This window comes from Telluria sp. AZSoR62 (genome assembly GCF_058111565.1).
Genome location: NZ_JBYTST010000004.1, coordinates 171674 through 189791, shown reverse-complemented (window position 1 = coordinate 189791; position 18118 = coordinate 171674). Strand labels below are relative to the sequence as shown.

At 66.4% G+C, this 18118-nt stretch carries 19 protein-coding genes; 6 read left to right on the top strand and 13 right to left on the bottom strand.

What is annotated here, in order from left to right; genetic code table 11:
• Positions 1 to 69 precede the first annotated feature (69 nt).
• Positions 70 to 906: an outer membrane protein assembly factor BamD gene (locus AC3XQU_RS08760; protein ID WP_489873769.1), complete on the top strand. Its 837-nt coding sequence runs from the start codon at positions 70 to 72 to the stop codon at positions 904 to 906.
• A 48-nt stretch (positions 907 to 954) separates the two neighbouring features.
• Here the strand turns inward: AC3XQU_RS08760 and yaaA are convergent, their stop codons facing one another.
• A complete protein-coding gene (gene yaaA / locus AC3XQU_RS08755; RefSeq protein WP_489873768.1) occupies positions 955 to 1722 on the bottom strand; it encodes a peroxide stress protein YaaA in 768 nt (255 codons plus the stop codon).
• 47 nt (positions 1723 to 1769) lie between these two features.
• Here yaaA and AC3XQU_RS08750 point away from each other — a divergent pair, with 47 nt between their 5' ends.
• Both AC3XQU_RS08750 and AC3XQU_RS08745 read left to right on the top strand, forming a co-directional pair.
• Positions 1770 to 2237, top strand: coding sequence for a putative toxin-antitoxin system toxin component, PIN family (locus tag AC3XQU_RS08750; protein WP_489873767.1), 468 nt, complete (start codon positions 1770 to 1772; stop codon positions 2235 to 2237).
• A 26-nt stretch (positions 2238 to 2263) separates the two neighbouring features.
• Complete coding sequence (locus AC3XQU_RS08745) at positions 2264 to 3421, top strand: pyridoxal phosphate-dependent aminotransferase (RefSeq protein WP_489873766.1); 1158 nt, start codon at positions 2264 to 2266, stop codon at positions 3419 to 3421.
• Between the two features lie 68 nt (positions 3422 to 3489).
• Here AC3XQU_RS08745 and AC3XQU_RS08740 read toward each other — a convergent pair whose 3' ends face one another.
• From AC3XQU_RS08740 to AC3XQU_RS08685, 12 genes are all read right to left on the bottom strand, one after another.
• Positions 3490 to 4575 (bottom strand): tetratricopeptide repeat protein, encoded by a 1086-nt coding sequence (locus AC3XQU_RS08740; protein WP_489873765.1) that lies wholly within the window; start codon positions 4573 to 4575, stop codon positions 3490 to 3492.
• Positions 4572 to 5462: an ExeA family protein gene (locus AC3XQU_RS08735; protein ID WP_489873764.1), complete on the bottom strand. Its 891-nt coding sequence runs from the start codon at positions 5460 to 5462 to the stop codon at positions 4572 to 4574. Before AC3XQU_RS08735 ends, AC3XQU_RS08740 begins: the two co-directional genes overlap by 4 nt.
• Positions 5462 to 7276 carry a pilus (MSHA type) biogenesis protein MshL gene (gene mshL / locus AC3XQU_RS08730; RefSeq protein ID WP_489873763.1) on the bottom strand — a complete coding sequence of 605 codons (1815 nt, stop codon included), beginning with the start codon at positions 7274 to 7276 and terminating at the stop codon, positions 5462 to 5464. Before mshL ends, AC3XQU_RS08735 begins: the two co-directional genes overlap by 1 nt.
• 11 nt (positions 7277 to 7287) lie before the next feature.
• Positions 7288 to 7659: a hypothetical protein gene (locus tag AC3XQU_RS08725; RefSeq protein WP_489873762.1), complete on the bottom strand. Its 372-nt coding sequence runs from the start codon at positions 7657 to 7659 to the stop codon at positions 7288 to 7290.
• The gene (locus AC3XQU_RS08720) at positions 7656 to 8384 is read right to left on the bottom strand and encodes a type II secretion system protein M (protein ID WP_489873761.1); all 729 of its coding nucleotides are present in this window, start codon (positions 8382 to 8384) and stop codon (positions 7656 to 7658) included. Before AC3XQU_RS08720 ends, AC3XQU_RS08725 begins: the two co-directional genes overlap by 4 nt.
• Positions 8381 to 9031: a PilN domain-containing protein gene (locus AC3XQU_RS08715; RefSeq protein WP_489873760.1), complete on the bottom strand. Its 651-nt coding sequence runs from the start codon at positions 9029 to 9031 to the stop codon at positions 8381 to 8383. Before AC3XQU_RS08715 ends, AC3XQU_RS08720 begins: the two co-directional genes overlap by 4 nt.
• Positions 9028 to 9960, bottom strand: coding sequence for an agglutinin biogenesis protein MshI (locus AC3XQU_RS08710; RefSeq protein WP_489873912.1), 933 nt, complete (start codon positions 9958 to 9960; stop codon positions 9028 to 9030). The genes AC3XQU_RS08715 and AC3XQU_RS08710 overlap by 4 nt, the downstream gene beginning before the upstream one ends.
• 304 nt (positions 9961 to 10264) lie before the next feature.
• Complete coding sequence (locus AC3XQU_RS08705) at positions 10265 to 10762, bottom strand: prepilin-type N-terminal cleavage/methylation domain-containing protein (RefSeq protein ID WP_489873759.1); 498 nt, start codon at positions 10760 to 10762, stop codon at positions 10265 to 10267.
• A 54-nt stretch (positions 10763 to 10816) separates the two neighbouring features.
• A complete protein-coding gene (locus tag AC3XQU_RS08700; RefSeq protein ID WP_489873758.1) occupies positions 10817 to 11275 on the bottom strand; it encodes a prepilin-type N-terminal cleavage/methylation domain-containing protein in 459 nt (152 codons plus the stop codon).
• Positions 11276 to 11320: 45 nt separating this feature from the next.
• Entirely contained in the window at positions 11321 to 11812 is a 492-nt protein-coding gene (locus AC3XQU_RS08695) for a hypothetical protein (protein ID WP_489873757.1), read from the bottom strand.
• Positions 11813 to 11856: 44 nt separating this feature from the next.
• A complete protein-coding gene (locus AC3XQU_RS08690; protein ID WP_489873756.1) occupies positions 11857 to 13095 on the bottom strand; it encodes a type II secretion system F family protein in 1239 nt (412 codons plus the stop codon).
• On the bottom strand, positions 13095 to 14798 hold the full coding sequence (locus AC3XQU_RS08685) for a GspE/PulE family protein (protein ID WP_489873755.1): 1704 nt from the start codon (positions 14796 to 14798) through the stop codon (positions 13095 to 13097). Before AC3XQU_RS08685 ends, AC3XQU_RS08690 begins: the two co-directional genes overlap by 1 nt.
• Before the next feature lie 194 nt (positions 14799 to 14992).
• On the opposite strand from AC3XQU_RS08685, the gene AC3XQU_RS08680 reads away from it, so the two are divergent.
• From AC3XQU_RS08680 to AC3XQU_RS08670, 3 genes are all read left to right on the top strand, one after another.
• Positions 14993 to 15703, top strand: coding sequence for a histidine phosphatase family protein (locus tag AC3XQU_RS08680; RefSeq protein WP_489873754.1), 711 nt, complete (start codon positions 14993 to 14995; stop codon positions 15701 to 15703).
• Between the two features lie 82 nt (positions 15704 to 15785).
• Positions 15786 to 16853 carry a phosphotransferase gene (locus AC3XQU_RS08675; RefSeq protein ID WP_489873911.1) on the top strand — a complete coding sequence of 356 codons (1068 nt, stop codon included), beginning with the start codon at positions 15786 to 15788 and terminating at the stop codon, positions 16851 to 16853.
• Between the two features lie 28 nt (positions 16854 to 16881).
• Positions 16882 to 18114 (top strand): acyl-CoA dehydrogenase family protein, encoded by a 1233-nt coding sequence (locus AC3XQU_RS08670; protein ID WP_489873753.1) that lies wholly within the window; start codon positions 16882 to 16884, stop codon positions 18112 to 18114.
• Positions 18115 to 18118: the final 4 nt, after the last annotated feature.

Below are 18118 nucleotides of genomic sequence, written 5' to 3'. Positions count from 1 at the left end.
TCACGTGAGTCCCATCGGCTATAATCAGCCGTTCGTTGAATCTAGGTAAAACATTTCTTGCAAAGAGCTATGCAAAAAAAATTGTCTGTGTTGGTTGCCGCTTGCGCCTTTGTCGGCCTGTCCGCGTGCAGTATGCTGCCGGAACGCTCCGATGACACCAAAAACTGGTCAGCGGAGAAATTATACGCTGAGGCGCGCGATGAGATGAATGGCGGCCACTATGAAGCGGCAATCAAGCTGTTCGAGCGCCTTGAATCGAACTATCCGTTCGGCACCTATGCCGCGCAGGCGCAGATGGAAATCGCCTACGCCCATTACAAGGCCCAGGACCAGGCCGAGGCCCTGGCCGCGGTCGAGCGCTTCATCAAGCTCCACCCGAACCACCCGCAGGTGGACTACATGTACTACCTGCGCGGCCTGATCAATTTCAACGACCAGCTGGGCTTCCTGAGCTTCATCTATTCGCAGGATCCGACCGAGCGCGACCCGAAGGCCACGCGCGAAGCCTTCGCCGCCTTCAAGGTGCTGGTCGATAAATTCCCGAACAGTAAATATGCGCCGGACGCGATCTCGCGCATGAACTACCTGGTCAACGCGATGGCCCAGTACGAAGTGCACGTGGCGAATTACTACTACCGCCGCGGCGCCTTCCTGGCCTCCCTCAACCGCGCCCAGGCTGCGGTCAAGGACTACAGCGACGCGCCGGCGCGCGAGGAAGCCATGTTCATCATGATCCGCGCCTACGACAAGCTCGGCATGCCGGTGCTGCGCGACGACGCCCAGCGCGTGTTCGTGGCCAACTACCCGAACAGCCGCTTCCTGAACCCGAACGCGACGGGCGACGCGCCATGGTGGAAGTTCTGGGCCAAGTCCGGCCCGAAGCCCTCGCCGAAAGACGCGCTCTAAGCTATGTACCCGCCTGCGCGGCCGGTCTCGAACCGGCCGCGCCGCTTTTCATTCGGCGCGGCGGCGGAACACCCAGCTGCGTTCGCTTGAAACGGCGGCGTCGAAGGCATAGCCATCGAGGTCGAAGTCCTTGAGCTGTTCTGGCTTCTTGATTCCGTGCTGGGCCGCATAGCGCGCCATCAGGCCGCGTGCGCGCTTGGCGAAGAACGAGATGATCTTGTACTTGCCGTTCTTCCAGTCCTCGAATACCGGCGTGATGACGGGTACCTCGAGCAGCCTGGGCTTGACCGACTTGAAGTATTCTTCCGAGGCCAGGTTGACCAGCGCCTTTGCCCTGGTGTCCACGGCCTGCCGGTTCAGCGCGGCGGTCACACTGTCGCCCCAGAACGCGTACAGGTTGCTGCCGCGGGCATTCGGCAGGCGCGTGCCCATCTCGAGCCGGTAAGGATGCATGCGGTCCAGCGGGCGCAGCAGGCCATACAGGCCCGACAGGATACGCACATGGCGCTGGGCGTAGTCGAGTTCCTTGCTGCCCAGCGTACGGGCGTCCAGGCCGCCATACACGTCCCCGTCGAAGGACATGATCGCCTGGCGCGCGGTCGCATGGTCCGCGTCCCAGTGGGCATAGCGCGAGACGTTGAGTATCGCCAGGTTGTCGGACAGGTCCATCAGCTCGGCGACCTGGCCAGGTGAATAGGCGCGCAGCACCTCGATCAGCTCGTGGGCCTGCGGGATGAATTCCGGTGTCGTGTGTTTCCTGGTGGTGCTGGGGGATTCGAGATCGAGGGATTTGGCGGGCGACAGGACAATCAGCATCGTTTCAGACAGCTTTGCTTAAGTTAATTCAAGAAAATATTTCCGCCATGATACCCGTTCCACGCCAAGCCATCGTCATCGACACCAATGTCTGCCTCGACCTGTTCGTGTTCCGCGATCCGCGCTGGGCCGAGCTGCTCGGCGCGCTGGAATCGGGCGAGATCCTGGCCGTGACGCGCGCCGACTGCCGCGACGAATACCTGGCGGTGCTGCGCTATCCGCACCTGCCGCTGGACGAAGCTTCGCGCGCCGAGGCGGCAAGCCGCTTCGATTCCCTGCTGCACGTGGTGGCGCCGGACGCGAAACACGTGCGCCTGCCGGTCTGCACCGACCACGACGACCAGAAATTCCTGGAACTGGCGCGCGACGCCGGCGCCGCCGTCCTGATCACCAAGGACAAGGCCTTGCTCAAGCTGAACCGGCGCACCACGCGCGAAGGCATGTTTCGCATCATGCTGCCCGAGGCCTGGCTCAAGGCCAGGCTCAGTGAGCAACACGCCGCCGCGCTAGAATAGCCCTATCGTTTTTTATTCTTCATGCCATGACCACACCCGTACTGCGCACCCGCCTGCCCCAGGTCGGCACCACCGTCTTCACCCGGATGTCCCAACTCGCTCTCGAGCACAAGGCCGTCAACCTGGGACAGGGCTTCCCCGATTTCGGCTGCGATCCGAAGCTGGTCGACCACGTGAACGAGGCCATGCGCGCGGGCCATAACCAGTATCCGCCCATGGCCGGGGTGCCGGCCCTGCGCGAGGCGATCGCCGCCAAGGTCGAGGCCCTGTACGGGCGCCGCTACGACCACGCCGCCGAGATCACCGTCACCAGCGGCGCCTCGCAGGCGATCCAGAGCGCGATCCTGTGCAGCGTGCACCCGGGCGACGAAGTGATCGTGATCGAGCCGGCCTACGACTGCTACCTGCCGGCGATCGCGCTGGCCGGCGGCGTGGCGAAACCGGTGGCGATGCGGCTAGGCGAAGACGGCTACAGCGTGCCCTGGGATGCGGTGGCCGCCGCGGTCTCGCCGCGCACGCGCATGGTCGTCGTCAACTCGCCGCACAATCCCACCGGCGCGATCCTGCGCGCCGCCGACCTCGAGGCGCTGGCCGGCATCGTGGCCGGCACCGACATCCTGGTGCTGTCCGACGAGGTCTACGAGCACATGGTGTTCGATGGCGAGCGCCACGAATCGGTTGCGCGCTACCCAGGGCTGGCCGAACGGGCCTTCGTGATCTCGAGCTTCGGCAAGACCTACCACGTCACCGGCTGGAAGGTCGGCTATGTGGCGGCGCCGGCTCCCCTCATGAAGGAATTTCGCAAGGTCCACCAATACAACGTGTTCACGGTGAATACGCCGATGCAGCACGGGATCGCGGCCTATATGGCCGATCCCCAGCCCTACCTGGCGCTGCCCGCCTTCTACCAGCAAAAGCGCGACCTGTTCCGCGCAGGGCTGGCCGGATCGCGCTTCGAATTGCTGCCCTCGGACGGGACGTACTTCCAGTGCGTGCGCTACGGCGCCATATCGAACCTGCCGGAAGCGGACTTCGCCACCTGGCTGACAGTGGAAGCGAAAGTGGCGGCCATTCCCGTGTCGGCGTTCTACAGCCAGCCGACCGAATCGGGGATCGTGCGTTTCTGTTTTGCGAAGAAGGATGAGACGCTGCACCGGGCGCTGGAAAGCCTCGCCCGGCTCTGAAGCCGTCGTCGCCTTGATCCCGTAGGGTGGGCAGGTTTCCTGCCCAGGCGGTCACGAGCGAATGAACGTCAACGCGCCAGGGTCTTGAGCTTGCGCTCGACGAAGGCCTGCAGTTCGGGCGACAGCGTTGCGCTCGCGCGCGCCTTCGCATACGCCTCGCCCGCCTCCGCATTGCGCTTCTCGGCCTGCAGCGAAATCCCCAGCCCCATCCACCACACACCATTCTGCGGCGCCGTGCGCAGCGCCGCCTGGTAATGCTCGGCCGCCTCGCGGTGGCGGCCTTCGCGCTGCAGCGCGCCGGCCAGGAAGGCATGGTATTCGCCATTGCCCGCCGCATGCGGCAAGGTGCGCAGCAGGGTATCGATGCCGGGGCTGCCGCGCTCCATCTGCAGCCGCGCCATCAGCATCGCCATGGCCGGCTGGGCCGGATCGAGCGCGAGCGCGGCGCCGAGCTGGCGCATGGCCTCCTCCGGCCGCTTGGCTTCGATCAGCAGGCTGACCAGGGTCTGGCGCGAGGCGTCGTGGCGCGGGTCGGCGCGCAGGGCCGACTGCAGGTGGCCGATCGCTTCGCTCACCCTGCCCTCGTCCAGGCTGGCCAGCGCGCGGCGGTAGCCATTCTCGGCGCGCTGCGCCGTCGTCTCGACGCGGCCGGCGATGGCCTTGGCCGGTCCGGCGGGCCGGGCAGCGGGCGCTTGCGGCGCCTCGGTGTTCACGGGCGCCTTCGCTACTGCCTTTTCGCGCGGCGGCGCTTCCTTCTTCACCGGTGCCGGTTCCGCCTTGGGCGTCTGCTTCGGCTCCGGCGCTGGCGCGGGCGCCTGCACGACCGGCTCGGGTTCTGCCGGTGCAGGCGGCTCGGCCTGTTCCACCACCGGTGCGGCCGCCACGGGCGCAGGCGCAGGCGCAGCGACCGGCAACACCACCGGTGCGAGCGCCGCCTTCGCGGCAGGCTGCACCGCCCCGCCCTGCTGCAGGCGCCACGCCACATACGCCGACATCCCGAGCCCCGCCACCAGGCCGCCGATCAGCGCCACGCGCACCCATGGAACACCGCGCTCGGGTGCGAGCACGGTCTTGATCTCGGGCGACGCGGCAAGCGGACCGGGATGGCCGCCGCGCGCGTCGAGGTCCTGCAGCATCTTGTTAATCAAGCTCATCGTACGAATGCCCATGCAATGCCGGCCGCGGCGCCGGCCAGCACGCCGCTCGCGGCCAGCCAGGGCCAGTAGCGGCGCCTGGCGCCCACGGTGTCGATCGCCGCCGTCATCACGTGGCCGGCGCCCACCTGCTGCCTGCCCTGCCCGTAGGCCAGCATCAGCGACTTGTGCGCCAGGATGTTCACCAGGCGCGGCACGCCGCGGCTATAGGTGTACAGGCGGCGGATCGCGCCCGGGGAAAACATGCGCGCGCCCGTGAACCCCGCCACGCGCAGCCGGTGCGCCACATAGTAATCCAGGTCGTCGCGCGAGAGCGGGCCGAGATGGTAGTGGAAGGTGATGCGCTGGGCCAGCTGGCGGATCTGGTCCAGTTCGAGCTTGCGGTTCAGTTCCGGCTGGCCGAACAGCACGATCTGCAGCAGCTTGCGCTTTTCGGTCTCGAGGTTGGTCAGGAGCCGCAATGCCTCCAGGCTCTCCACTGGAATGGCCTGCGCTTCGTCCAGGCACAGCACCACCTGCAGGCCGTGCCCGGCCAGGGCCAGCAGGCGCTCGTTGATGGCCTTGAGCAGCTGGTGCTGGTCGACGTCGCGCCCAAGCACGATCTCGAGCTCGTCGGCCAGCGCCAGCATCAGGGTGCGCGGCTCTAGGTAGGGATTCGGGATATAGGCGGTGACGAAACCGTCGCCCAAGGTGGCCATGAACTTGCGGCACAGGAGGGTCTTGCCGGTGCCGACTTCGCCGGTGATCTTGATGAAGCCTTCGCCGCTGCGCGCCGCGACCAGCAGCGTGTTGAGCGCTTCCTGCGAGCGCGGACTGCCGAAGAAGAAGCTGGTGTCCGGGGTGATCCCGAACGGCAGCTCGCGCAGGCCGAAGTGTGCCGCGTACATTACTTGCGACCCGGCTGGGCCGGACGGGTGATGTCCTGGCTGGACGGGTCCAGGCTGTCGATGCGGCGGCTGGTGTCGAGCAGATCCTGGCTCCAGTCGTTGGCGCCTTCGACGATGGTCGGCTTGATCAGCACGACCAGTTCGCGCTTCTGGTTGACACGGCTCTTGTTGCGGAACAGCGCGCCCAGCACCGGTACCCGGCCGGCGCCCGGCAGCTGGTCGGTGTCGCCGGTCGAGGCCTGGCGCATCAGGCCGCCGATGGCGACCACGCGGCCGTTCTGCCCCCGCACGATGCTGTCGAGCTCGCTGGTGGACGATGCCGCCAGCGGCAGGTTCAACGTGCCGCCGGTGCCGAGGTTGACGCCCTTGTTGACGGTGGTGACCTGGCTCACCGACGGGTGCACGTGCAGCAGGATGTTGCCCTTGTCGTCGATCTGCGGGGTCACGTCCAGCACCACGCCCGAGAAGAAAGGCTGCAGCGTGATGCTCGGCGTGGTCGTGTTGCCCGAGGCGGTGGAGTTGGTGGTGGTGGTCACGCCGGTGACGTAGAACTCGTCGGTGCCGATCTTGAGCACGGCCTTCTGGTTGTTCATCGCCGCCACGCGCGGGCTGGAGAGCACGTGCACGGTGCCCTGCGACTCCAGGAAGGAGATCAAGGCCGCGAAATTATTGGTCTGGAAAGCGAAGCCGAACAGCGAGCCGGCCGCATTGGCCGCCTGCGACAGCGAAAAGCCCGTGCTGGCGGCCAGGCCTGCGCCGTTGTTGATCAGGGCCGGCTGGCCGCCGTCGAACGGCAGCGGCGCCAGGTTGGCGCCCGGCGAGATCATGCCGGCGGACACGCGGTTGGCGTGCGAACCGCGGAACGAAGCGAAGGACGCCCAGTTGATGCCGCTCTGGAAGCTGTCGTTGAGTTCCACTTCGAGGATCTTGGCTTCCAGGATCACCTGTCGGTCCACCGAGAGCTGGGTCGCCTTCAGGTACATGTCGACGCTGCGCAGCTCGTCGGGCATGGCGCGGATCACCAGCACGCCCGACTGCGGGCTGATCACCACGCTGCGCCCGCCCTCGTTCGAGCCGACGATGGCCAAGACCGCCGCCTTCAGGTCGGCCCAGAAATCGTTGACCGAAGTCGTGTTGACGTCGGTGCTTTCCATCAGCACGCCGGCGCTGCCGTTCGGGTTGCCGTTGTTGCCGTTGTTGTTGCCCTGGTTGCCGTTGTTGTTGCCCTGGTTGCCCTGGTTGCCCTGGCCGTTGCCGCCGTTGTTGCTGGTGCCGGCGCTCGCCACCGAGGTCGAGGTCACGCGCAGGTTCGAGGTGCCGCGGCGTTGCGCCACCAGGTAGTTCACGTGGAACATCCGGGTCTGCATGGTGAGCGGGCGGATGGTGATCCGGGTGCCGTCGATCTTGTAGTCGTAGCCGTACATCTCCTTGACCGCCTCGAGCGTCTCGAGCAGGGTGACGTCCTTCAGGTTGGCGCTGATGCTGCCGCCCACGTCCGGGTGCACCAGCATGTTGTAGCGGGTGCCGGCCACGATCGAGCGGAAGAACTGCTGCGCGGGCACGTTGTTGAACGAGACGTTGAAGCGCTCTTCCAGCGCCGGACGCGCCTTCGGCAGGCTGCCGGCCAGCGCCGCGGCCGGCGGCAGCAGTGCATTGGCGACGGCGTCGTCCACCGCCGGCGTGGCCGAAGGCTGGCTGTTGGCGCGCGCCATTTCGCGGCCGATCGCGTCATAGGCGTCCTGCTTCGGCGCGCTCTGGCAACCGGCCAGCAACAGCGCGCCAAGGACGGCGCCGGGAATCAGGAAGGTGCGCATCTAGGCCTCCGTCAATTGGCCAGTTTGGCGGCGGGCGCGCCGGCCAGCGTGGCGGCCGGATGCAGCTGCAGCACCTGGCGTTCGCTACCGCGCACCAGCTCCACTTCGGTCTGCGTCATGCGGGCCACGCGCGCGCCCTTGAAGCGCTCGCCCAGGCGCACGGTCTCGCCGTCGATCACGGCGACGTGGCGGCCGCCCTGGCGCGGCGAAATCAGGACCGACTGCAGGCGCGGCAGGCCATCGTTGGCGCCGTCCGCGCCGGCGCGCAGGCCGAGCGTGGCCGGCGGCCGGGTTGGGTCGGTCAGCTGGGCGCCGGCCTGCGCCGCCGCGTAAGGGGAAGCCAGCACGAATGCGGCCAGGGTCAGTGCGGTCGATGTCTTCACAGCTTCATCCAATTCCGGTCGAGACTCAGGGTATACAGCGTGAGCGTGAGGCGGGAGGCCGGGTATTGCTCCACGTCGAGCTGCGCCTTGCCCCAGAACAGCCGGGTCGGCATGGCTTCGAGTGCGCTCATGTAGTTGATCATGTCGAGATAATTGCCGCGCACCGTCACTTCGACGCCATGGCGGAACAGCAGGTCGGCTGGCGCGCCGGCAGCGGCCTCGACCGGCGCAGGCGCCGCGGCCGTGGCGCCCGTGCCGGCAGGAGCGGTGGCAGGCGCCGCGGCCGGCGTGGCGCCGGCGGAAATCGTTTCGACCGGCAGCGTGCGCAGCGCCACCAGCTGCAGGCGGCCATTGGATCGCAGGATCGCGTCGACCAGCGGCGCCATGCGCTCCGGCGGCACCAGGCCGTCCTGCATCCCCAGCAGCGACTCGCCCATGCGCGCGGTTTCCTGTTTCAGGTTCTCGAGGCGGCTGCGGGCCTGGGCGTCCGGGTCGACCTGGTAGGCCTCGACCTTGGCCACGATCTCGCTGTCGATGCCCATCATGTTGTTGCGCTGCTGGAGGATCTGCTCCAGCAAGGCTTCCTGGGTGCGGTAGATCGGCGAGAGCACCAGCTGGTAGCCGACAAAGGCGACCAGCACCACCGCCGCGCCGAAGACCAGGGCGCGTTCGCGCAGGGTGAGCGCGTCCACGCGCGCGGCCAGCTGGATCAGGCGCTGTTTCATGGACGCGGCGCCTCCGTGCTCGCCGGCACCGATTGCAGGCTGAATTCGACGTAAGGCGCCGGCGCCCTGCTCTGCTTGCCCTGCGCATCGGTGGTGGTGAGCTGCTCGGCCTGGCCAATCTGCAGGCTGGCAAACGACTTGCCCTGCAGGAGCGGCTCCTGGGTCAGCCGGCTGATATAGCCGGGCACCAGGGCCGGGTCGAGCGTGCGACCCTGGATGCCGATGTCCTGGCCGGCGATGGTGACGCCCGTCAGCCACAGGCCGGGCACGCTCTGGCGCGCAAAGGCCTGAAAATAGCCGGCGAAGCCCGCGGTGGAACCGAGCTCGCCGCGCTGGAGCACGCCCGAGACATGGCGCAGGCCGGCCAGCTGGGCGTCGGCCTGCTGGATCTCGGCGTCGATCTCGGCGGTCTTCTTGCGCGGCGCAAATTCGGCATTCACCGACGCCAGGCGCGCCTGCTTGCGCGCCAGCTCGGTGGCCCCTGCGTCGGCCTCGGCCTGCATGCGCGCGGTCTGGGCGCGCAGCACCACGTTCAGGCCCGCGATGCCGGCCACCAGCACCAGCAGCGCCGCGCCCATCATCGGCGCGCTCAGGACCTTCTTCTGCGGCAGGAAGGCCGGGTTGAACAGGTTGATCTGCTGGCTCATGCCGCCACCTCGACCCGCAGGGCCGCGCCCAGGGCCAGGAAGAAGCGCGCCTGCTGCGCGGCGTCGGCCAGCTCGGGGGTGCGGCTGAAATCGAAGACGGTTGCCAGGTCGAGCGTCTCGACCGGCATGTACATGTTGCTCGACAGGTATTCGTCGAGGCCGGTCACGGCCGACGGCGCCAGCAGCAGCTTGGAAACGCTAATGAAGGAGAACTGGCGCTCGAAGTTGTCGAGCGAACGCTGCAGCTCGAGCGTGATGCGGTCGAAGCTGGCGTGCTTGCGGTCGTGGTCCGTCTCGAGCAGCAGGTCGAGCGTCACGTCGAAGCGGCGCGACAGGTAGAGCTCGCCGCGGAAGGACACCGTCAGCAGCCCGCCGTCGGCGCCGAACGAGAGCATGGCCACGCCGCGCCCTTCGGGCTCCAGCAAGGCCGAGATATTGCGCTGTGCCATTTCAGGGATGTCGATCACGGCCAGGTCGATCTTCGCGTCCAGGAACAGCTTCTGGCGCGGAGCGATCACGCTGTTGCGCGCGGCAATGGCAAAGATCGATTGCTGGGCGCGGGCGGCGCCGCCCTGGTCGACGGGGATGTCGAGCACGTCCACCGTGGCCTCGGCCACCGGGAAGTCGAGCATGTCCTTCAGGCGCCAGCGGACGGCCGTGCGCATTTCTTCCTTCGGCACGTTGGGCGACTCGACGCTCAGGACCTGGTATTCGCCGCCGCCCAGCAAGGTCGCGCAGCGGTAGGCGTCGGCATGCCCTTCGCGGCCAGCCTTTTCCAGCACCGCATCGGCCTCGCCGGGAAGAAAGTGTGCAAAGCGTACGAAGGGCTTGCCGTCGCCGCGCTTGATGCTGGCCGCGGCCACGCCGTCACGCTGGACAGCAATGGCCAACCACCCTTCCTTCTTTCTGGCTTTCTTAAAAAAACGCATCAAGCGGCAACTGTCCTGTCGGCGAAGAAATGAATTGATCCAAGTCTTGATTATATTCAAGACGCGCCGCAACCGATCAAAAAAAGCGGTACAAGGGCGTAAAAGAAACGGGTTTTTCGCTCTGCGGGGACGTTTTCGTTGTCAAGACATGTCATCCGAACCGCCAAGGGATGAACAAGCGACAGCTATTGTGAATTCGCCACTCTGGTCACGCCATGGTTGCGTGGCGGGGAAGCAGGCGCGCAGCCGTCGAAAAGACCTGCGCCGAGGCAGGCACGGTGCAATGCGAGGAGTCGGAAGGAAATCAGCCGCAGCTGAAATTGCGGGTGCCTTCCAGCGTGCCTTCGGTGATCGACGGACCGCGGTTGGCCGAGGCAGGCGGCTGGTAGCTGACAAAACAACGCATCTCGTTGGCGGCGCTCACGCCCTTGGGACGGACGATCAGCTCGTCCTTGAAGGTTTCGAAGTCGTAGTCGTCGGGGCTCAAGCCCGCCAGTTCGGCGAAGGTGCGCGCCTCAAGGTCGGTGCCCGCGGCCGGATAGCCATTGGTCAGCGCGACCTGCACGCCTTCCATGGTGACCGTGGCGGCGCTGCTGTCGAGCAGGGCCTGGGCGTGGGCCATGGCCGCGGCGGCGACGATCGCGCCCCTGGCCGCCTTGAGGCTCGCTGCGCGGGCGTCGCCGCCCATGCTGGCGTATTTCGGCAGCGCGATGGCTGCCAGCACGCCGAGGATGACGATCACGACGACCAGTTCGATCAACGTGAAACCACCCTGGCTAACAGGCGCGAAACGATGTTTCATCGGTTCCTCATGTCGTCCAGGGTGGCGGGTGGTCCAGCGGGGCTGGCCCGGGGATTACTTGCAGTCGAGCGAAGCGATGTCGGCGATCACCGGTGCCGCATTGGCCGCAGCGTTGGTGTAGGTGAAGCCGCAAGTCGCAGGAGTGACAGCGCCCTTGACGGTCACGGTCATCACGCCATTGGCGGTCGAGAAATTGTAGTCGGTCGAGCTCAGGCCGGCTGCGGTCGCAAAGTTGTCGTTCGCGTTTGGATAACGGTTGAGAACGCTGACGCTGGTGCCTTCGAGGCTGACAGCATTGTCATTGTTGTTGATCAGCGCCTTGGCATGCACCATGGCCGAGGTCGAAGCCACTGCGCCCTTGGCTGCCTTCATGCTGGCCAGGCGGGCATCGCCGCCCAGGTCGGCAAACTTCGGCAGCGCGGTCGCGGCCAGGATGCCGAGGATGACGATGACGACGATCAGTTCGATCAGGGTGAAACCGCCTTGCTTACCGGCCTGGAAATTCTTGTTCATGAAGCGCTCTCCGTTTAAAGAAATGGTGCGGACGACCCGCGTTTTTTAGTGGTGTTTGGATGCCACCCGGTCGACTACTGACCTGAGCACCAGTCCGAGAATCGCTACATTCCGTCCATTCTTGCCGTCCGGAGCGAGCTCACGCAACAATTCTACCTTGAACTTAAGCAATTTTGATGTCCTTGGAGAAAAAGTGTCGTTAGTTTGCAAAAAGTTGAAACTCTTATCAGAACGGTCGAAATACCAGTGACCGGGCTTGATGGTGCCAGCGGCCGGCCGGTAGTACTCACCCTGGTAATTCCTGGGCGGATGCGCCAGCCAGCTCACCGGATTTTCCTGGGCCAGCGCCTCCAGCGCTTCCGGCCCCCTGCCCGCCATGCGCGCCACCCGCACCGCCATCGCCGTGCGCGTTGCCGACACTACCTGCATGGCGGCGGTGCGTTCCAGCAGCGCGTGGTATTCGAGCATCCGTGCGAGCATCCAGCCCGCCAACAACAGCGACAGCGCGGCCAGCGCCAGGCATTCGAGGCGGCTCACGCCGCGCCCGAGCCCTGCTCCCTTTCGCCTGGCTGCCGTGCGCATCATTTCGGTTGCAGGGCAGCCTTGCCCAGGTCCCAGATCGGCAGGAAGATGCCCAGCGCCAGCACCAGCACCATCACGCCCAGGAAGGTGATCAGGATCGGCTCGATCTGGCTCGACAGGGTTTTCAGTTCGTAGTCGACCTCGCGCTCGTACATCAGCGCGATCTCGTCCATCAGGTCGTCGAGCGAACCGGATTCCTCGCCCACCGCGATCATCTGCAGCACGATCGGGGTGAACACGCTGGCGGCGGTGGCCGTGCGCAGGATGCTTTCGCCACGCTCGACGCCGTCGCGCATCTGCTCGATACGCGAACTCAGGTAGGCATTGTCGGAGGTCTGCGACACCACGGTCAGCGCCTGCACGATCGGCACGCCGCTGCGCAGCGACAGCGCGAAGCTGCGGGCAAAGCGCGCCATCGTGGCCTTGTGGATGATCTTGCCCGCGATCGGCAGGCGCAGCTTGTAGCGGTCCCAGGCCAGCCGGCCGCGAACCGTGCGCGACCAACGCACGAAGCCCACCACCGCGCCGGCGCCGACGCCGGCCATCAGCGGCCAGTAGCGCACTGTGAAGTCCGAAGTGCCGATCAGGATCCGGGTCATCAGGGGCAGCTCGGCCCCGAACTGCTTGAACACCGAGGTGAAGCTCGGAATCACGAACATGTTCACGATGACCATGGCGATGATCATGGCAATGATCACGAAGCTCGGGTAGCGCAGCGCGGTTTTCACGCGCTCGCGCATGTCGCGGTCGAATTCCAGGTGGTCGAACAGGCGCAGGAACACGTCTTCCAGGCGGCCGGTCATCTCGCCCACCCGCACCATCGACAGGTAGAAGCTGTTGAACACGTTCGGGTGGCGCGCCATCGACGAGGACAGCTCGCGACCTGCATCGAGCGATTCGCGCAAGTCCTTGATGACGCGGCCGAAGGACTTGTTGATCGCCGATTCCTGCAGGCCCGCCAGCCCGCGCATGATCGGCACGCCGGACTTGAGCAGGGTGTAGATCTGGCGGCTGAACAGCTGCACGTCCATCGACGTGACCTTCTTGTCGGTCAGGCGCGCCCACAGGCCGGCGCCGCCATCCTTCGAGGCCGGCCCCTTGCGGCTGGGGTTGATCTCGATGGGCGTGGCGCCGCTGCCGAACAGCTGGTCGGCGATCGCGCCGCTGTCGGCGCCTTCGAGCACACCCTGCAGCAGTTCGCCGCGCGCATTGCGGGCCTTGTAGGCGAAGAAGGCCATCAGTCGTCGAGCTGGTTACTGATGCGCATGGCTTCGGCGATCGTGGTGCGCCCCTGCACGGCCAGCTGCACGCCATGGCGGCGCAGGGTCTCGCCTTCCATCGCCGCATGCGCGACCTTCAGGAAGTGGGCCGGGTCCGGGTGGTTGGCGGCATCGGTCACGGCGCGCGTCATCTCGAGCAGCTCGTACACGCCGGTACGGCCGCGGAAACCCGTGCCGTTGCAGTGCGAGCAGCCCTTCCCGTGGAAGAACTGGGTGGCGGCGGCATGCTGGCCCAGTTCCGGCTGCAGCCAGGTGAGCTCGCCCGGGTTGGGCTGGTAAGGCATGGTGCAGCTTTCGCAGATCACGCGCACCAGGCGCTGGGCCAGCACGGCCTGGAGCGAGCCGCCCACCATGTAGCGCGGCACGCCCATGTCCATCAGGCGCAGCGGCGTGGAAGCGGCATCGTTGGTGTGCAGCGTCGAGAGCACCAGGTGACCGGTCATCGCGGCGCGCAGGCCGATCTGGGCGGTTTCCTGGTCGCGCATCTCGCCCACCAGCACGATGTCCGGATCCTGGCGCAGCGCCGAACGCAGCACGCGCGCGAACGAGAGTTCGATCTTGTCGTTGACCTGCACCTGGTTGATGCCGGCCAGGCGGTACTCGACCGGGTCCTCGACCGTGATCAGCTTTTTCTCGACCGAGTTCAGTTCGGACAGCGCGCTATAGAGCGTCGTGGTCTTGCCGCTACCCGTCGGCCCGGTAACCAGCACCAGGCCGTTCGGGCGCTGCACCAGCGCGCGGAACCGCTCGACGATCCGCGGCGGCATGCCGATCGCGTCCAGGCGCAAGGTGGTGCCGCCCTGGTTCAGCAGACGCATGACCACCGATTCGCCGTACTGGGTGGGCATGGTCGAGATACGCACGTCGATGCGCTGGTTGCGTACCTTGACCGCGAAACGGCCGTCCTGCGGCAGGCGCTTTTCCGAGATGTCCAGGTCGGCCATGAGCTTCAGGCGCAGCGCCAGGGGCGTCGCGACCTTGATGTCGGCTTCGGTCTGCAGGTGCAGCACGCCGTCGATGCGGAAGCGGATCTGCAGGCGTCCGTCCTGCGGCTCGATGTGGATGTCGGACGCGCGCACCTGGGCCGCATCGTCGAACACCGACTGCAGCAGCTTGACGATCGGCGCTTCTTCCAGGCCCGGATTGGCGGCCAGCGCGCCGAAGTCGATCGAGGTGTCGCCCAGGTCGGCCTCGACCTCGCGCGCGAAGTCGGTGATCTCGCCGGTGCGGCGGTAGATGCGGTCGATCGCAGCCAGCACCTCGGTCTCGTTGACCACGGCCAGCTCGACGCCTTTCTTCAGCAGGCGCGCGATCTCGTCATAGGCGAACAGATCGGTCGGGTCGGACACGCCCACCAGCATGGTCTCGCGGCGGTCTTCCAGCACCAGCGCGCGGAAGCGCCGCGCGGCCGTCTCCGGCAGCAGGCGCACCAGCTCGGCGTTGATGTTGTAGAACTTGAGGTGGATATAGGGAATGTTGAGCTGGCGTGCGAGCGCGCCGGAGATCTGCTCTTCGGTGACGAAACCGCTTTCGACGAATACGCGGCCGAGTTTGCGCCCGGTGCGCTTCTGGTCCGCCAGCGCCTGCATCAGCTGTTCTTCCGACAGCAGCTTTTGCTGGATCAGCACTTCGCCCAGGCGAATTTTTTCCGGCCTTGCCATGAACATCCCTTTTTTTATATCTTGCAACGAACATTTTATGCCAGAACCAGAATAAATTGACTGCTGGAATTAGTTCTCCGCCTGGAAAGTGTCGCCGTTTTGCCTCGTCAAATTGGCATGGCGTGTAAGATCGCTGGACAAGCTGACAAGGACGGCGGGCTTCCGGCCAGCCGCCGGCCATCACAGGAGACTCCATGACCCAACCGAGCGAGCGCGCCCGGCGCCGCCGCATCTACCTGATGCGGCACGGCAGCGTGACCTATTTCGACGACAGCGGCAAACCCTACCTGCCCGAGAGCGTGGCCCTGAACGACACCGGCCAGGCCCAGGCCGATGCCGCCGGCCACGCCTTCTTCGACGCGGGCGTGCGCTTCGACCGGGTGATCACCTCGAACCTGCCCCGCACCAATGAGACGGCGCGGCGGGTGCTGGCCGCATCGAAGCAGGACATCGAACCCGAGGTCTGGCCCGAGCTGCACGAAATCCGCGGCGGGCGCCTGTCGACCATTCCGACCGACGAACTGCGGCGCGCCTTTACCGGGGCCTTCGAAGGCGTGGTGGACCAGGACCAGCGCTTCCTCGGCGGCGAATCGGTCGGCGAGATGATGGACCGGGTGCATCCGGCGATCGACCGCCTGCGCCTTCATGCCGACTGGGACACGGTGCTGCTGGTCCTGCATGGCGGCGTGAATTGCGCGATCCTGTCGCTGGCCCTCACCGGGCAGCGCATGTTCCTCGGCGGCCTGTCGCAGGCGGCCGGCTGCATCAATGCGCTGGACGTGGGCGAGGACGCGCGCGACTGGGTCGTACGCTTCGTGAACTACGTGCCCCCCGGTCCGCTGCAGCCGGGCGCGCGCACCACCACGATGGAACAATTGTTCGAGCAATACCGCAAGGGCCGCTGAGCCCTCGCCTGAAATAGCACGCCCGTACACATTCTCGGCCAGCCGGGCTAGAATGAAGGACAACCACAACAACGGAGACGCGATGTTCGAGGAAATGATGGGCACCAAGCCAGTATCCGAACGCCAGAAATTCGATGTCGATGCGCTGGACTTCTTCTTGCGCGCCCAGGTCGAGGGTTACCCCGGCGGGCCCGTGAAGGTCGAGCAGTTCAAGGGCGGCCAGTCGAATCCCACCTTTAAATTGTCGGCGGGCGGCAAGCAGTATGTGCTGCGCACCAAGCCGGGACCGGCGGCCAAGCTGCTGCCCTCGGCCCACGCCATCGACCGCGAGTTCCGCGTGATGGGGGCGCTGCACGGCGCGGGCTTCCCGGCGCCGCGCCAGCTGGCCCTGTGCCTGGACGAATCCATCATCGGCCGCGCTTTCTTCGTGATGGAATTCGTCGAGGGCCGGGTGCTGTGGGACCAGTCCCTGCCCGGCATGAGTCCGAGCGAGCGCGCCGCCATCTATGACGAGCAGAACCGCGTGATCGCCCTGCTCCACACGATCGACTACGCCGCCATCGGCCTGGCCGACTATGGCAAGCCCGGTAACTATTTTGCGCGCCAGATCGAGCGCTGGACCAGGCAGTACCAGGCCTCCGCCACGGAAACCATCGAGGCCATGGACCGCTTGACCGAATGGCTGCCGCAGCACATCCCGCCGGGCGAGGACACCAGCATCGTGCATGGCGACTACCGGCTGGACAACCTGATCTTCCACCCGACGGAGCCGCGCATCATCGGCGTGCTCGACTGGGAACTGTCGACCCTGGGCCACCCGCTGGCGGATTTCTCCTATCACTGCATGAGCTGGCATATCCCCCCGGGCAAGTTCCGCGGCATCGCGGGCCTGGACCTGGCCGGACTGGGCATCCCATCGCTGGAAGACTATGTCGCCCGCTATTGCCAGCGCACCGGCAAGACGATCCGCGCCGAGGACTTCGACTTCTACCTGGCCTACAACATGTTCCGCCTGGCCGGCATCATGCAGGGCATCATGAAGCGCTATGTGGACGGCACCGCCTCCAGCGCCCAGGCCCTGGAGAACGGCAAGGCGGCGCGGCCGATGGCCGAGATGGCCTGGCAGTTCGCCTCGCGCAGCCGCGCCTGAGCCCACTTTCGATCACAAGGAAACGCACATGGATTTTGCCTATTCCGCCCGCTGCCAGGAACTGCAGGCGCGCCTGCTCGCCTTTATGGACGAGCACATCTACCCGAACGAGCGCGCCTTCCTCGACGAGATCGCGGCCAACGCCCGCGAGAAGGGCACGCGCTGGCTGCCGCTCGACCTGATCGAGCGCCTGAAACCGCTGGCGCGCGACGCCGGCCTGTGGAATCTGTTCCTGCCGAAGTCGAGCCGGGCGCCCGAAGGCCTGTCCAACCTCGACTATGCCCCGCTGTGCGAGATCATGGGCCGGGTGCCCTGGGCGCCGGAAGTGTTCAACTGCTCGGCCCCGGACACCGGCAACATGGAAACCCTGGAACGCTACGCCTCCGAAGACATCAAGACGCGCTGGTTCGAGCCCCTGCTGCGCGGCGAACTGCGCTCGGCCTTCGCCATGACCGAGCCGGAGGTCGCCTCGTCGGATGCGACCAATATCGCCACCCGCATCGAGCGCGACGGCACCGATTATGTGATCAACGGCCACAAATGGTGGATCTCCGGCGCGGGCGATCCGCGCTGCAAGGTCTTCATCGTGATGGGCAAGACCGACCCGCAGGCTCCCCGCCACCGGCAGCAGTCGATGATCGTGGTGCCAGCGGACACGCCCGGCATCACCATCGTGCGCCCGCTGCCGGTGTTCGGCTACGACGACGCCCCGCACGGCCACTGCGAGATCCTGTTCGAGAACGTCCGGGTCCCTGCCGCCAACATGCTGCTGGGCGAAGGGCGCGGCTTCGAGATCGCCCAGGGCCGCCTGGGCCCGGGTCGCATCCACCACTGCATGCGCGCCATCGGGGTGGCCGAGCGCGCCCTGGAACTGATGTGCCGCCGGCTGGACGCGCGCGTGGCCTTCGGGCGCAAGATTTCCGAGCAAGGCGTGTGGCGCGAGCGCATCGCCGAGTCGCGCATCCGCATCGACACCGCGCGCCTGCTGACGCTCAAGGCCGCCTACATGATGGACACCGTCGGCAATAAGCAGGCGGCCGCCGAGATCGCCATGATCAAGGTGCTGGCGCCCACCGTCGCCCAGGACGTGCTGGACTGGGCGATCCAGGCCCACGGCGCGGCCGGCGTCTCGGACGACTTCCCGCTGGCCTGGCAGTGGGCCGGAAACCGCACGCTGCGCCTGGCCGACGGCCCGGACGAAGTGCACCGCAATGCGGTGGCCAAGCTGGAGCTGGCCAAGTACGCGGCGCCCGGGGGCTAAAGCC